Origin of the sequence: Flavilitoribacter nigricans DSM 23189 = NBRC 102662 (assembly GCF_002646595.1) — a bacterium.
Taxonomy (GTDB): domain Bacteria; phylum Bacteroidota; class Bacteroidia; order Chitinophagales; family Saprospiraceae; genus Flavilitoribacter; species Flavilitoribacter nigricans.
In genome coordinates, this window is sequence record NZ_PDUD01000001.1 from 396212 (window position 1) to 412047 (window position 15836).

Annotated in this window: 8 protein-coding genes; 4 read left to right on the top strand and 4 right to left on the bottom strand. The window is 53.4% G+C overall.

The features are described from left to right. The first annotated feature begins 223 nt into the window (after positions 1-223). Genes CRP01_RS01495 through CRP01_RS01510 form a run of 4 tightly spaced genes read left to right on the top strand, consistent with a single transcriptional unit; the run spans position 224 to position 8071 of the window. A complete protein-coding gene (locus CRP01_RS01495; protein ID WP_099148205.1) occupies positions 224-2044 on the top strand; it encodes an ABC transporter ATP-binding protein in 1821 nt (606 codons plus the stop codon). 14 nt (positions 2045-2058) lie between these two features. Beyond that, the gene (locus tag CRP01_RS01500; RefSeq protein WP_099148206.1) at positions 2059-3297 is read left to right on the top strand and encodes a HupE/UreJ family protein; all 1239 of its coding nucleotides are present in this window, start codon (positions 2059-2061) and stop codon (positions 3295-3297) included. A 28-nt stretch (positions 3298-3325) separates the two neighbouring features. Further along, positions 3326-7345 carry a non-ribosomal peptide synthetase gene (locus CRP01_RS01505; protein ID WP_099148207.1) on the top strand — a complete coding sequence of 1340 codons (4020 nt, stop codon included), beginning with the start codon at positions 3326-3328 and terminating at the stop codon, positions 7343-7345. Positions 7346-7348: 3 nt separating this feature from the next. Then, entirely contained in the window at positions 7349-8071 is a 723-nt protein-coding gene (locus CRP01_RS01510) for a 4'-phosphopantetheinyl transferase family protein (protein ID WP_099148208.1), read from the top strand. A 108-nt stretch (positions 8072-8179) separates the two neighbouring features. Here the strand turns inward: CRP01_RS01510 and CRP01_RS01515 are convergent, their stop codons facing one another. From CRP01_RS01515 to CRP01_RS01530, 4 genes are all read right to left on the bottom strand, one after another. Next, a complete protein-coding gene (locus tag CRP01_RS01515) occupies positions 8180-8698 on the bottom strand; it encodes an RNA polymerase sigma factor (RefSeq protein WP_099148209.1) in 519 nt (172 codons plus the stop codon). 319 nt (positions 8699-9017) lie between these two features. Further along, a complete protein-coding gene (locus CRP01_RS01520) occupies positions 9018-10910 on the bottom strand; it encodes a DUF5060 domain-containing protein (protein ID WP_099148210.1) in 1893 nt (630 codons plus the stop codon). Between the two features lie 134 nt (positions 10911-11044). Continuing rightward, positions 11045-12541, bottom strand: a complete 1497-nt coding sequence (locus CRP01_RS01525) for a DUF1501 domain-containing protein (protein ID WP_099148211.1) — start codon at positions 12539-12541, stop codon at positions 11045-11047. 44 nt (positions 12542-12585) lie between these two features. Continuing rightward, positions 12586-15825: a DUF1553 domain-containing protein gene (locus tag CRP01_RS01530; protein WP_143473224.1), complete on the bottom strand. Its 3240-nt coding sequence runs from the start codon at positions 15823-15825 to the stop codon at positions 12586-12588. Positions 15826-15836 lie beyond the last annotated feature (11 nt).

The window sequence follows — 15836 nt, forward strand, 5'->3', positions numbered from 1 at the left end:
CAACCAATCGAAATAATTAAAGAGCCTTAAACAACCCGGTATTTAGGGAAGGCTCGACTTATATACGGTTTTAAGAGGGCGGGTTGGATTTCTAAATAGAAGAAAATTTAAAAAACGTTTGTGTAACAATGTAATAATTTTTTTGTTACAAGTTTTTTCCAATTTTATTTCAGTAGTTTTCGGGGATTCCAAATCCTAAACACCGATAAGCGCCGTATCTTAGGTGACGACCTTATTCACTACAACAAATTCTAGTACCATTAAACGACTCTTACAAATATTCAACCGCCGGGAAAAGATCCGATTTGGCAAACTATTCCTGGGCATTCTGATCACCGTATTTCTGGAAATAATCGGTCTGGCTTCCATCCTGCCTTTTATGGAACTGGTTGCCAATCCCCAGGCCATCGATAATAGTATCTGGCTCGAAAGAGCCTACAACTTTTTCAATTTCGAGAGCCGGGAACAGATGTTGATCGCCACCGGGCTGGGCGTAGTCGCACTGATCGGCATTTCGAGTGCCACATCCATTGCGACCACCTGGATGCAATATAAATATTCCTGGAGTACTGCCCACAGTCTGGGTATGAGGCTGCTGCAAACCTACCTGAAAAAACCCTATAAATTCTATCTGACCCACAATACCACCGAATTGCAGACCTACATTATGGGGGAAGTGGGAAGCCTCACCAGCGGAGTGATCATTCCGGTTATCGAGATTATATCCCGCAGTCTGGTTTCCATCATCATTTTCGCTTTGCTTCTGCTGGTGGACAGCAAGATTGCCCTCGTCATGTTCGGTAGCCTGGGTGGCGCCTACTTGTTGATCTACCTGGCACGCCAGGGCTTTTTAAAACGGATCGGCCACCATCGGATCAATATGAATATGCTGCGGTACAAAAACCTGAGCGAACTGCTGAGCGGGATCAAAACCGTCAGCGTATATAACGAGCAGCCCTATTTTTACCGCCGCTACGAAGAGGCTTCCCGGGAATTCAGTGATGTACAGCCCAAATATAACCTGGTCCTTTCTGCGCCCCGTTATATCCTGGAATTCCTGGCCTTCGGCAGTATTCTGGCCATTACGATCTACCTGCTGACCACGCTGGGAGATATTCAGAGCGCCATTCCGCGACTTACACTTTACGCCGTGGCCGGTTACCGGCTGCTGCCGGCGCTGCAAATGGCCTTTTCGGCGGCCGCCAAGGTGAGACATAATTTCCCGGTACTGGATCGCCTGCACGAAGATCTGGTTTTCAGTCTGCAGCAAAGCCCGGTGAGCAGGACCGCTCCGGAATCTATTGACTTCAACGAAAGCATTCGCCTCAAAAACGTTAGTTATACTTACGAAAACAACGATCATCCGGTGATCAAAGACCTCAACCTGGAGATCCAAAAGGGGCAGACCGTCGCTTTTGTCGGATCCACCGGTTCCGGAAAAAGTACTCTGATCGATATGATCGCCGGACTGTTGGTGCCCGGAAAGGGCCGGATAATGATCGACCACCAGCTGCTCCAGTCGGGATCGATCCGCGCCTGGCAGGACCTGATCGCCTACGTGCCGCAGGATGTATTTCTCTTCGATGACACCATTGCGCGGAATATTGCGATCGGCCGGGAAGACGAAGAGATCGACTTCGACCGCCTGGAGGATGTGACCCGGATCGCCGATATCTACGATTTCATCGTGCAGGAACAAAAGCAGGGTTTTCACACCGAGATCGGTGAAAAAGGAGTCCGGCTTAGCGGCGGGCAGCGCCAGCGCCTGGGCCTGGCCCGCGCCTTATACCGCCAACCCGAAGTATTGATCCTGGACGAAGCGACCAGTGCTCTGGACAGTATTACCGAAAGGGGCATCATCGACGCACTGATCGCATTCCCCGCCGATATCACCACCATCATCATCGCCCATCGCCTGTCTTCCGTGCGCCATGCCGATTGCATTTACGTGCTGGAAGAGGGTAAGGTCGTAGCGAAGGGGAATTACTCCACACTGATGCATACCGATGACACCTTCAAAAATATGGTTCAATTATCATCCTAAAATCTTAATCATCAATGAACGTTTTTTTCAAGCAACTTGCTTATGGCCTGCTGTTGATTGGCCTCTTTATTCTGCCGGATACCCTGCAGGCGCACGCCCCGGATCAGGGCTACCTGTATTTCCGGATCTATAAAGATGCGATCGGTGGACGGTTCGAATTAATTGCAAAGGATATCAATAGAGCGATCGGCTCCAATTTACCCGATGATCTGACCATGGAACAACTCCAGGCCGTATTGCCGCAGATCCAGGCTTATTTCCTGGACAGAAGTTCGATCAAAACCGGGGACGGCACCGAATACACCATCCGGTTCCGGGAGCCGGAGATCCTCGACCTGGAAGAAATGGAAGATTTCGTACGCTTTCATTTTGATCTGGAAGGTGTCTCCGAGGTACCCGACGCCCTGGATGTAAGCTATAATGTACTGTTTGACCGCGCTCCGAAACACCGCGGGTTACTGATCATCGAACACAACTGGAAAGCCGGGGTACTGAATAATGAAGCACTGGCCTACGGAATTTTCGCTCCGGATGACACCCAGAAAACGGTGGACCTCACCGACGCTTCCATCTGGAAAGGATTTATGAATCTGGTGCGACTGGGGATCTGGCATATCTGGATCGGATTAGACCACATCCTGTTCATTGTGGCCCTGATCCTGCCTTCGGTCGTCCGGCGGCGGCGGGAGGACGATCCGTCTCCGGTGGACAGTAATTATTCCCCGACCTGGAAACCGGTAGATCGCTTTCGGCCGGCCTTCCTGTATATTATCAAGGTGATCACTTTCTTCACCCTGGCGCACTCCATCACCCTGGCGCTCGCGGCGCTCGGTGTGGTCAATCTTTCTTCCCGGCTGGTAGAATCCATCATTGCCTTTTCCATTGCGCTGGCTGCTTTCCACAACATTGTGCCTATCTTTAAAGGAAAAGAATGGCTGATCGCCTTTGGTTTCGGCCTCTTTCATGGTTTCGGATTTGCCAGTGTACTGGGTGAGAAAGGGCTAAGCGGAGATTATCTGGTACCCTCTCTGCTCGGGTTCAACATCGGAGTAGAGATCGGTCAGGTCCTCATCATTTGTCTGATCTTCCCGATCCTTTACCTGATCCGGAAACTGGATATTTACCCCAAAGTGATCAAATACGGCTCCATGCTACTGATCCTGATCGCTCTGTACTGGACCATCGAACGGGGATTTGAACTCGACATGTCCCTGAGTCGGATACTCGGCGAATGGTTGAGTGGTGAAGGATAATAGGTAAAACGGCGAAAAACGGATAGCAATGGCGGACGACAAAAAGGTAAAGGATCAGAATTCAGCCCTGAGTGCATGGCTGAATCGCAAGAAGACGCTGAAACCCAAACCCGGGATCAGTGTACAGGAGGAAACAATACCGTCGGTTTTATCCTACGGCCAGCACCGGTTGTGGCTGTTGCAGCAATTGTATCCCGAAAATCCTTTTTATCAGTACAGTCACCGCTACCGTTTCTTCGGTCCGCTCGATACGACGGTATTGCTGCAAAGCTTTCGGTTTGTCCTGGACCGCCACAGTATACTGCGGACGACCTTTCTCGAAACGCCCGAAGGCGTCCGGCAGGTCGCCAGTCCGGAGGCGGTACCGGTGGTAAAAGAGATCGACCTGTCGGCCGTGCCGCCAAGCGAGCAACAAGCCAAAGCCGAAGCCATCGAGCGGGAAACTTCCCGCAAACCCTTCACACTCACGGAGGGTCCGCTTATCCGGCTGATCCTGCTGAAGTTTTCCGAAGACCATCACCTGCTCTTACTGCATATCCATCATATCATTGGGGACCGCTGGTCTTTAGAACTGATCAATGAAGAAGTAGCCGCCCATTACCGGGCAGCCGTCAAAGAGCAGGACTTTCAACCGTCTCCACTCCCCTACCAGTACGCCGATTACGCCCGCTACCAGCAGCAAAACGGAATTGCTGATGTGGATTTGGAATACTGGATGCAGCAGTTGGCCAATCCGCCCTCGGCCCTGCCACTCCCCTACGATTTCCCCAGGTCGGGCTCACCGAGCTTTTCGGGGATGACCGTCGGCCGGGAGCTTCCCGACCACCTGAGCGTCCAATTGAAGGCGCTGAGCCGCCAATTGCAAACGACCATGTTTGTACTCCTCTTAGCTGCCTTTAAAGCGCTGCTCCAGCGCTACAGCGGAGAACGGGATATTATGGTCGGCAGCCCGTTTTTCAATCGCGATCAGACGGATCTGGAAAAGCTGGTCGGCTTTTTTAACGAAACGCTGGTCCTACGCTCGAATGTTTCGCCTGAGCTTGGCTTTGCGGAACTGGTTACCGCCCTGAAGAAAACGACCCTGGACGCCATGGCCCACAAACAGGTGCCTTTCGATGCTCTGGTTAGAAAACTGCGACCGGAGCGGGATGGTGGGCATAATCCGCTCTTCCAGGTCATGTTCCTCTATAACCTCCCGGTACCGGAGCTCGATTTCGGAGCGGAGATCCGTCTGGAAGAAGAGATGATCGACCTGGAAGTGGCCAAATTCGATCTGACGCTCTACGTAGACGAAAAGCCGGATCAACTGTTCCTGCGCCTGGAATTTGCCAGCGACCTGTTCCTGCCGGTTACGGCCGAAAGTATACTCGAACAACTCGAGGAATTACTGCGGGGCATTGTAGCAGATCCGCACCGGCCAATACGGGATCACGCTCTTCTGAGTGCCGAAAAAGAACAGCAGATCCTGTTCGATTGGAACCATACCGCCGCGCCGCTCCCGGAGGCTACGGGAATCCACCAACTCATCGAAGAACAGGTGCAGGTCCGGCCGGATCATCCGGCGGTGATTTATGGAGCGGAACAGTTAAGTTACCGGGAACTTAACGAACGGGCCGAAAAGATCGCCGCTTATTTAAGCGCCCGGGGCGTGACGCCAAATACGGCCGTAGGGCTTTACTGTCACCGTTCGGTGAATATGTTGTCGGGTATCCTCGGTATTCTTAAAACGGGAGCAGCCTATCTCCCGCTGGACCCGGACTACCCCGTAGATCGCATTCATTTTATGCTCTCCGATGCGGGTGTACCTATTGTTCTCTGCCAGGATGGGCTGGAAAACAATATAAGTGGGGTCTCGGACATTCGAACGGAGTCCATGCGTGCTATAATCGAACAAGAGGTAGACTCCACGGCAAATCAGATCGCTGTCACCCCGGAGGATCTGGCATACATCATCTATACATCGGGCAGTACCGGGCGACCGAAAGGGGTTCCGATCACGCACGGCAATTTAATTCATTCCACCTCGGCTCGTTTCGATTTATACCAAAACGATCCGGGGGTATTTTTACTGCTTTCCTCTTTTTCTTTTGATAGTTCGGTGGCCGGATTATTCTGGACCCTTTGCAGGGGCGGCACACTTTTGCTGCCTCCAAAACGCATCGAACAGGATATTCATCAGTTAGCCGGACTGATCCACGGGCACCAGGTTAGCCATACACTTTTGCTTCCTTCTCTCTATCAGCTTCTGCTTCGGCACAGCCCGGCAAAAAGCTTAGGTTCCCTGCAGGTGGTCATGGTAGCGGGGGAAGCATGCTCACCGGCCCTGGTTCGCGAACATTTCCGGGACTTACCCACGGCGGATCTGTACAATGAATACGGTCCGACGGAGGCTACGGTCTGGTGTATCGCCCATAAGATCGAGTCACAGGATCAATCCAGTGTGCCGATCGGCAAACCGATCAGCAATACCCACGCTTATATTCTGGATGAACAGCTGAGACCCGTACCGCCCGGACTAGCCGGCACTTTATACATCGGCGGCCACGGACTGACCAGAGGATACCTGAATCGTCCCGAACTGACCGCCGAGCGATTCATTCCCCATCCTTTTTCCAAAAATGAGGAAGAGCGGATCTACAATACCGGAGACCTGGCACGCTATACCCATTCCGGGACCATTGAGTTTCTGGGTCGGGTGGATCACCAGGTCAAGATCCGGGGTCATCGGGTAGAACCGGAAGAAATAGCCGCCCGCCTGCAGGGAGCGAATGGGGTTAGTAGTGCGCTGGTTACACCACAAGCAATCGGTGATCATTCCGGACAGCCAATCCGACTGATCGCCTATTTTACCGGTAACGAAAATATAGAGAGCAGGGAGCTGCGCAACTTTTTACGCGAACAGCTACCGGACTATATGATCCCGGCGGCCTTCGTTCATTTGCCGGAATTCCCGCGCTTGCCGAACGGCAAGATCAACCAACGGGCCCTGCCTGTTCCGCAGCCGGATCATACCGGCCTGACCGGAGCACCGGAAGCACCCGCCGGGGAACTGGAAGAAAAACTAGCCGCAATCTGGCAGGAAGTGCTTCAGCAGGAAACCATCGGCCGCCACGATAATTTTTTCGATATCGGTGGAGATTCGATCCTGAGCATCCGCATCGTTGCCAAAGCAAGAGCCGTGGATATCGAACTGGCCCCCAATCAGTTATTTAACAATCAGACGATTGCTGAGCTCGCCCGCAGCATTGAGCGGGCCGATAGCAGTCAGTTCTCTACCTTAGTACGCCTGAACAAGTCGGTAGATAACACCCCGTTCTTCTGCATTCATTCGGGAGGTGCCCACGTGCATTTTTACCAGGCGCTGGCGCAACACCTGGAAGGAGACCGGACCTTATACGCCCTCCAGCCGAGCGGCCTGGACGACAGTGCCGATCATCACCGAAGTATCGAGGCTATGGCTGCCCACTACCTAGATGAGATCCGGCGTGTACAAACCAGCGGGCCTTACCATATTCTCGGTACCTGCTTCAGTAATGCCGTGGCCCTGGAGATGAGCAATCAACTGCATCAGGCCGGCGAAGAAGAGATTGAACTGCTAATCATTGACTCCGGTCCGGCGCATCTGACCGGCCAGGCCGAATGGGGAGAACAGGCCACCTTCCGGCGGTTTATGGACCTTTTGAAACAGGGTGATCTGCACCGAATCAAGCGAAAGATCATGAACCGTATCAAACCGGTCCGACAAAGTAGTCGGACCTGGGAAGCTATCGCAGCGGAAGATCAGTTGCGGGATCTGGTAGAAAGTATGAACGAGGCCTACGCACGCTACACCTGGTCCCCCTTTCCGGGAAGGATCCATTTTATCCGCAGCAGTGAATTTCACAGCCGCCCCGATAAAAAGTACCATCTGAAACAGTGGCGTAAACTGGCCGGAGGTGAACTAAACGTGCAGGTAGTGCCCGGGCATCATCTCACCTTATTTAAAGAACCGGAAGTCCGGGGACTGGCCCGTAAGATCACCGAATGCCTGGAAACGGTAAAGGTATAAGTTATGTGGAAAGAGGCTCCGGAAATTGCGCTACCCGTCGCCGGTGAGGTTCATTTGTGGAAAGTAGAACTGACCGTCCCAGCCCCTACCCTGGATCATTACCAGACGATCATTGCGCAGGAAGAAAAGGAACGGGCCGCAAAATTCTATTTTGAAAAAGATCGGCACCAGTATATAGTCGGACGTGCCCGCCTGCGACTGCTGCTCGGACGATATCTGGACCTTGCTCCCCAGGCCGTACGTTTTGAGTTTAACCAGTTCGGAAAACCCAACTTCCCCAATGAGCAGGGACTTCAATTCAATATATCCCACAGCGGCGGTCTGGCCGTCATGGGCTTCACGCGAGACGCTGCGATCGGAGTGGATCTGGAAAAGATCAATCCCAACATAGAAGTAAAGCTTATCGCTTCCCGTTTCTTTGCAGAAGTGGAAAAACGCCAGATACTGGCCTTGCCAACCGAACGGCAGGCCTCCGCCTTTTACCGCTGCTGGACGAGTAAAGAAGCATTCATAAAGGCTCACGGTCAGGGTTTATCGCTACCTCTGGATCAATTTGAGGTAGAAATACACCCGGACCGGAAAGCCGCACTAAAAAATGTTCATTGGGAACCGGAACTCGTGGAAAGCTGGAGTATTATTGATTTTGTTCCGGAAGATGGTTTTGTAGGGGCGGTAATGTGTGACACTACCATTGAACGGGTTCGATGTTACAGTTATTTGAAATAATTGGGGTGTCGGTTCGCCCAGTTAAGTTGTCAGCGCCAGCAGAGAATTTCTTATTCTACACTCTACTGACTACTGACAACATCAGGGCTCTCTGCGACGTGATAAAAATTAAATACTGCTGATCGCGCTTTTCTGCTGAATAGCAGTTTTAAGCATCGAACGAGCCGTACTTAATCTACTCTTTATGGTTCCGATAGGAACGCCCATGTGTTGTGCAATGTCTTTGTATTCGTAACCGTTCAGGTGCATCAGAAATGGTGTACGGTAGATCTCAGAAAGATTATCCAGAGAACGGTAGATCTCCTGAATACGCAGATTCGATTCCCCTTCGTTGGGGACAATGTTTTTATTTTCTATAGCAAACGTAAAGGCCTCGATCGGCTCGCTCAGGTTGCGACGCTTTTGGTTATAGCGGCAACGATTGATAAAGGTGTTTCTGATGATGGTTGCCATCCAGGCCCGGAAGTTGGTTCCGGTTTCGAACTTTTCGCAGTAACGATATCCCCGGGTTGCGGCATCCTGGAAAAGGTCCTGGGCATTTTGATAGTCTTTAGTTAGTTTGAGGGCGAATGAAAAAAGTATGGATTTAGCGTTGGTCAGTTCGCGATCGAATTCTAAAGCTGTCATAGTCGTAAGCGTTTGTTAAAGTAGTAATGTAAGTAGTAAACAAGTAAACAATGCAAGTTCTTACTAATTACTAGGCAAACGGCGTGCCAACTTTTCAACAAATTGATTAACAATACCTTACGTAAAATAACAGCAAAAAAATACCCCTCCTATTGATTATATAAGATCAGGCCTGATTTTATTTAACCAGAAACTAAAAGACCGAAAAATAATTGCGGCCAAGCTGAAAAAATTTTTCATCCGCAAAAAAATTCTGGGTAGATCACCAGCACTGCGCACAGATTCACCCCAAACCTTTCACCGCGGTTTCTTCCAATGATCATTCCTTACGAAGCAGGATCACCCAATCCTGGCCATCTGTACCTGGCGGATCGCCCAGCTCAACCGATTCGCCACCGGCTACGGACGTCAGACTGCCCGTTTGCAGTTCGTCTCCCGTACGGGGATTGAACCACTGCACCTTGAAGTTTCCCGTAGCTTCCGACAGATCCAGAAGTACTGAGCCCTGGGAAGTTTTTGCGACATACACTACGTATACCTCACCCGACCGGGAAAAACAGTAAGCCGAATTTCCATGGTCCGGATTTCCGACCAGCTCATCCGTGTTTTCCATTTCCCAGAAAGGAATGTCCTGATCCCGGAAAAATTCCAGCGCCAGATTAGAATAAGACCAGGTTTTAGCCCGGCTACGCCAGTCTTCTGCGTTCAGGTCATTTTGCGGCAGGCGATACCCGAAATAATACTCAACTCCGGCCCCGCCGCCCATAAGATTTCCCCACAGCACCTCACTGCGGATCTCGTCTACCGTCGGCAGTTTGATCTTCTGCTCTCCCGATTCAATTTCCTGACGGGCCGCTTCCATGCCCGGATAATCATCATCCGGCGGCGTTCCCGTGATGGCGTTACCGGATTCATCGTGCGCGACCACCCAGGGGTATCCGGCGGCTTCGGATCGCTGGACCCAGTTTACGGCTTCCCGGTGGGTATCCGATACATCGCTATTCTGAATGGAAAGACCGTGGAGGACCTTGTCCTTTCCCAGAAGTGGCCCGTATACTTTTTCCTGTTGATTTGGATAACTATGCAGGACTACCGGATGATCGTAGGGGTCGGTATTCCGGATAAAGGCGGCCATATCCTGCACCTGAGCGGTCGTCTGGGTATTCTCTTCTCCCAAATTCCAGTTGAGCGCCAGCAGGTAGCCGTACCGGGCGATCAGCTCACGCAGATAGAGCTTTCGTTCGGGGCCCAGATCCCCGCCGTCCAGCGCCTGGTTTTCGGAGTCTTCGTTGGGGCCGTTTCGGTCGTCATTTTCCGTTTCCTGCAATTTAAAATGGAGATACATCCCCCGTTCCGTAGCGTGATCGAACAGAATGCCCCACTGATCCAGCTTGGAGCAGTCCAGGTGCAATTTGTCTTCCCGGCTGACGTGGGGCCAGACGTTATCTCCGTCCCCTCCCGCATTGTAGGTGAGAAAAGAAAACACATTGGCACCGGTACCGGACAGGTAATTAACGGCTCCGATCAGGCCCTTGCCTTTCCCGTTCTGCCAGGAAGGATCGCCGGCTTGCCAGTCCTGAACGTGGGGCGACCAGGTCTTCAGATTTGAGGTAACGGCTTCCCCCTCGCGCTTCACGCCCGCTTCCTTGGCCGAGTACGTGCCGTCAAAATCCGCGTAGGCCAGCAGCGATTCGGGAGCATCCGCCCCCGCTTTCAGGAAATAATCGCCCGTACCGGCAAAACGCAGGTACCGTTTCCCAACGTATTCCAGGCGGCCTTGGCCGCGCAGATCTCTCCCCGATTTATCGGAAGGCCCGATCTCAAAAGTTCCGTTTAATCCGGACCATTTCGTCGGCTCTCCGTTCAGGAGGAGATCAATTTGGTAAGTCCACTGGCCGGTCCGGTCCGGAGCCAGATGCGCCCGCCACTGATCCCCACTTTCGGCGGAACTCTCCGCTGCGTTACCGTCCGCCGCAAAGTAGCCGGGTACCTGGTATTCCAGGTCGCCCGATTCGTGACTAAAGGTGACCAGCATGGTATAATCGGTGAAAGGATTCGGGAGGGTATCCAGCTCGTGGGCCTCCGGTCCGTCCAGGGTAAGGGTGACTTTGTGCCACTGTTTTAATTCCCCGCTGATCATTACTCCGGGCTCCGGTTGGCAGGATACCAAAATAAGGAATCCCAGGCTTAAAAGGATCGCTATTTTTTTCATGCTTGAAGGTGTTCACATTATGAAGATCCGACCATTCGAAGAGCGTCGGTCGGTTATTGATTTGATCTTTCTCCTTGGGACAAATCAGGGTGCCGGGATCAATCCCGGAATCTGCCGTAAATCTAAAGCGGGGATCAGGCCAGCAGATCTTTGACGACCTTGCCGTGTACATCCGTCAGGCGGTAGCGCCGCCCCTGATGCTTAAAGGTCAACTTTTCGTGATCCACGCCCAGCAGATGCATCATGGTAGCCTGAAAATCGTGTACGTGGACCGGATCCTTGACAATATTGTAGCTGAAATCATCGGTCTCACCGTATACTGTGCCCGGCTTCACGCCCCCACCGGCCATCCAGATGGTAAAACAGCGCGGATGGTGATCCCGCCCGTAGTTATCATTGGTCAATCGTCCCTGACTGTAAACCGTGCGTCCGAATTCGCCACCCCAGACTACCAGCGTATCTTCGAGCAGGCCCCGGCGTTTCAGGTCCATCACCAAAGCGGCACTGGCCTGATCGGTATCTTTGGCCTGCAGCCGCAGATCGTGCGGCAGATCGACGTGCTGATCCCAGCCCATATGGTACAGCTGAATGAATTTCACATTACGCTCGGCCAGGCGACGGGCGAGCAGACAATTGGCCGCGAATGTCCCCGGTCGACGGGAGTCCGGACCGTACAGATCGTACACTTCTTCCGGTTCGCCGGAAATGTCCATCGCTTCGGGCACCGAAGTCTGCATCCGGTAGGCCATTTCGTACTGGGATATGCGGGAATACACCTCCGGATCTCCAAACTCCTTAGCCCGGATATCATTCAGTTCCGCCAGACGATCGAGTGCCCGGCGGCGATCCGGGGCTTCTACCCCATCGGGATTATTGATGAACAATACCGGATCTTTCCCAGCTCGGAACTGCACCCCCTGGTGCATGGAGGCCAGAAAGCCGTTGCCCCAAAGCCGGGAATAGATCGGCTGCGGCCGGATCAGGCCCCGCGACAATAAAACGCAGAAGGTCGGCAGATTTTCGTTATCACTACCCAAACCGTAGGACAGCCAGGATCCCATCGACGGCCGTCCCGGTTGCTGGGAGCCCGTCTGGAAAAACGTGATCGCCGGATCGTGGTTGATCGCCTCGGTATACATGGAGCGGACAAAGCACAGTTCATCGGCGATCTTTGCCGTATGCGGCATCAACTCGCTCAACCAGGCTCCGCTCTGCCCGTACTGTTTGAAAGAGAAAAAAGAAGGCGCTACCGGCAAGGAACTCTGGTAGGCCGTCATGCCGGTAAGCCGCTGACCCATCCGCACGGAGCCCGGCAGTTCGGCACCGAACATCTCGGCCAGTTTGGGTTTGTAATCGAACAGATCGATCTGAGCGGGACCTCCACTCTGAAACAAATAGATCACCCGCTTGGCCCGGGGAGCGATATGGGTCGTATCCAGGATGCCTCCCAGTCCGGTATTACCACTGACGGTCGGCACGCTCTCCGCCGGATTACATCCTGGCAAAAGGGAGGAGAGGGCCACGCCGCCCAGTCCCAGGCTCAAACGCGACAAAAATTGCCGGCGGTTGACCTGTAATGCGGCCTCGGTCTCCAGATCAGTGTATTTTAAAGGGCGGTTATGCTTAGCCATAATATCCTTGAGTTGCAGTTTTTAAATGTTTGGTTCTTTCGTGGTCAGGACCTCATCTTCGCTTCATCGAGATTCATGAGGGTATTGGCTACCATGGTCCAGGCCGCCAGTTTTCCGGGCGCAAGATCCCGGTCGGGGGCAACCGCTCCGATATCCAGATAGCGTTGGGCCCGTTGGGGATCGTCGCCGAAGGACCGCAGTTCGTCCTCCAGCAGCTGGGTTAATATGCCGAGTTCCTCTTCCGTCGGCTGCCGGGAAGTCAACATGCGGAAACCAAATTCAATCCCGGTCCGGACATCGCCGTCAGCGGCTTTTAGCATCCGGGTCGCCAGCTCGCGCGATGCCTCCACGTACTGCGGATCGTTCAGCAGCACCAGCGATTGTAAAGGCGTACTGGTGGCCTGCCTTTTCACTACACAAACGGCGCGTTCCGACGCATCGAAGGTGAGCATGGTGGGTGGCGGGATGGTCCGTTTCCAGTAGGAATATAAACTGCGCCGGTGCAGGCCGTCCCCGCGGGAAGCCCGGTATTTATTTTCTCCGATCTGATTGGCCAGCTCTTTCCAGATACCGGCCGGCTGGTAGGGTTTCACCCACTTACCGCCAATAGAATCGACGAGCAGACCACTGACGGCGAGCGCATTATCGCGGACCATTTCGGCCGAAAGCCGTTGGTTCGGACCGCGCGCCAACAGGCGGTTTTCCGGATCACGTCGAAGTTTATCCGGGCTGATCCGGCCGGACTGTCGGTAGGTTTCCGAAAGGGCGATCTTGCGCAGCATGGCTTTGATGTCCCAGTTGTTCTCCATAAAATCTACCGCCAGCCAGTCCAGCAGTTCCGGATGGGAAGGCAAAGCACCCTGGCTACCGAAATCTTCGGAAGTGCTGACGATCCCCTTGCCGAAAAGCTGCTGCCAAAGCCGGTTGACGAATACCCGGGCCGTCAGCGGATTCTCTGTATCGGTGATCCACTGGGCCAGCCCCAGGCGGTTTTTCGGTTGTTCTTCCGGAAAGACCAGCACCGAAGCGGGAGGTGCCGGTGCTACCTTTTCCGTAGGCGCATCGTAAGCCCCCCTGGCCAGGATAAAAGTTTCGCGGACGGTATCCATTTCCTCCATGATCATGATGTAGGGAATGGGCTGCACCCGTTCGCGCAGATCGTACAATTTTTCCTGTAGTACCCGGTTCTCTTCCGAAACCCGGAGCAGGTAATGCGGCAACAGGGTTTCCCGTTCGGCTTGCCGGCGGGCACCTGGCGCCATTGTCCGGTAGGCGGTAGCAAATGGCTTCTCCACGATCCCCTGTACTTCCAGCGGTGACAGTTCGCGGGCGTACACCCGGATCTCATCCAGCTTGCCCCCGGCAAACCCGTGGATATCACCGCGGGTCTTTTTGCGGTGGGTCCAGTTACCGGCCAGCAGGTCATTACCGTTGAGGATACTTTTGCGATCCAGTTGGTCCAGCAGCATCTCAACCGGCTGTTTTTCTCCATTGATGAAGAGCTGTATGCCTTTTGCTTTGCCCGAACCATTGTAAGTGGCAAAAACGTGGGTCCACCGTTCGGGCGCGATGCGGCTCCTGGTCTGGACTTCGATCCTTTCCGCGCCCTGGTTGTGGATGAGGCTCAGGCGCAGGAACCCCTCTTTGGTCAGGGCCAGCTCGTATCCGCCACGCTTTTGTTCGCCGTTCCGGCGCACCAGCAATCCGGCTGCCTTTTCGCGGTTCGGAGGCGCCTGGATCCAGGCACCCAGTGAAAAAGGATGGTACCAGTCAAAATCCCCAACATCTCCCAGATTCAGAAAATTGGAACCGTCAAATTCCAGAGCCTGCCCCCGGTAGCCGGCGATCAGGGCCGGAGGTTGCAGTTCCGCCAGCAGGCCGGTATTCATCCGGCCCGGTCGTTCCGGAGCTACTTCGTCGCGGGTTCGCAGTGCTTCAACGGCTTCCAGGCGATGGTAGCTGATGAGGTCTTCTTCCAGTTCTTCGTTGCCTTCCAGTTCTGCCCCTTCTGCCGTCAGCCATTCCCGAAAGGCCGGCAGATCGGTCCGCTGCATTAGGGAATCTTTGGTTTGCAGCTGGGTGATGGAGGTATCCAGAAAAGCGACCAGCGCTTCCAGTTCCTCATCCTCCATTTCCAGATTCGGGTAGGGCGCTTCGTTGAAATAATTGATCTGGCCTCTTTCATCGATACCATTGAAAAAAGCGAACAGACTGTAATAATCTTTCTGCGAGATCGGATCGTATTTATGATCGTGACAACGCGCGCATTCCATAGTCAGTCCCAGAAAGGCGGCCGAGGCGGTATTGGTCCGATCCGCAACGTATTCTGTGACGTATTCCTCGTTCACCACTCCCCCTTCCTGGGTAATAGCGTGGTTACGGTTGAAACCCGTCGCCAGTTTATGAGCGTAGGTAGGATTGGGCAGGAGATCTCCCGCCAACTGATAAACTACGAAGCTATCGTAGGGCATATTTGTATTAAAAGCATCGATCACCCAGTCCCGCCAGGGCCACATGGTGCGGGGCCGGTCATCCTGATAGCCGTGGGAATCGGCGTAACGCGCCACATCGAGCCAGGTAGAAGTCATGCGTTCTCCGTAAGCCGGATCAGCCAACAGGCGATCGACGACTTTTTCGTAGGCATCTTCACTATTATCCTGTACAAAAGCTTCGAGCTCTTCCGGCCCCGGCGGCAGGCCGGTCAGGTCAAAAGATACCCGGCGCAGCCATTTTCCCCGGCTGGCCGGCGACTCCGGCTTCAGTCCCTCCTGTTCCAGTTTGGCCAGGACGAACTGGTCGATCTCATTGCGCGGCCATTCGTTCCTTTTTACTTCGGGCAGAGCCGGCTTTTCCGGCGGGATAAATGCCCAGTGGTCCTTCCATTCAGCGCCCTGGTCAATCCATTTTTTCAATAATTCAATCTCGTAATCCGACAGGGTCAGATTGGATTCGGGCGGAGGCATCACCAGTTCGTGATCCAGACTCGTGATCCGCTGAATGAGGGAACTCTTTTTGAGATCGCCCGGCACAATGGCGTAGCGATTATCCGCGCTGTCCAGCAGCGCAAAAGCACCCGACTTGATATCCAGTCGCAGGTCGCCTTTGCGCGCTTTTTCATCGGGACCGTGACAGGCAAAACAGCGATCGGATAAAATAGGCTTTATGTGAAAGTTGAAATCAACTGTTTTGGGTAACTTCGCTTCCCCGCCGCTATCGGACTGACAGGCAGCCAGGGACAGTAGCAACACACTCAGTATTCCAAAGCCAGTAAAATTGGTCTTCATAATGGTGATCA

Bases quoted from the DNA above. Each gene is read 5' to 3' on its own strand.
- CRP01_RS01530 (WP_143473224.1), bottom strand. From the start codon at position 15,825: ATGAAGACCAATTTTACTGGCTTTGGAATACTGAGTGTGTTGCTACTG.
- CRP01_RS01525 (WP_099148211.1), bottom strand. From the start codon at position 12,541: ATGGCTAAGCATAACCGCCCTTTAAAATACACTGATCTGGAGACCGAG.
- CRP01_RS01515 (WP_099148209.1), bottom strand. From the start codon at position 8,698: ATGACAGCTTTAGAATTCGATCGCGAACTGACCAACGCTAAATCCATA.
- CRP01_RS01520 (WP_099148210.1), bottom strand. From the start codon at position 10,910: ATGAAAAAAATAGCGATCCTTTTAAGCCTGGGATTCCTTATTTTGGTA.
- CRP01_RS01505 (WP_099148207.1), top strand. From the start codon at position 3,326: ATGGCGGACGACAAAAAGGTAAAGGATCAGAATTCAGCCCTGAGTGCA.
- CRP01_RS01500 (WP_099148206.1), top strand. From the start codon at position 2,059: ATGAACGTTTTTTTCAAGCAACTTGCTTATGGCCTGCTGTTGATTGGC.
- CRP01_RS01510 (WP_099148208.1), top strand. From the start codon at position 7,349: ATGTGGAAAGAGGCTCCGGAAATTGCGCTACCCGTCGCCGGTGAGGTT.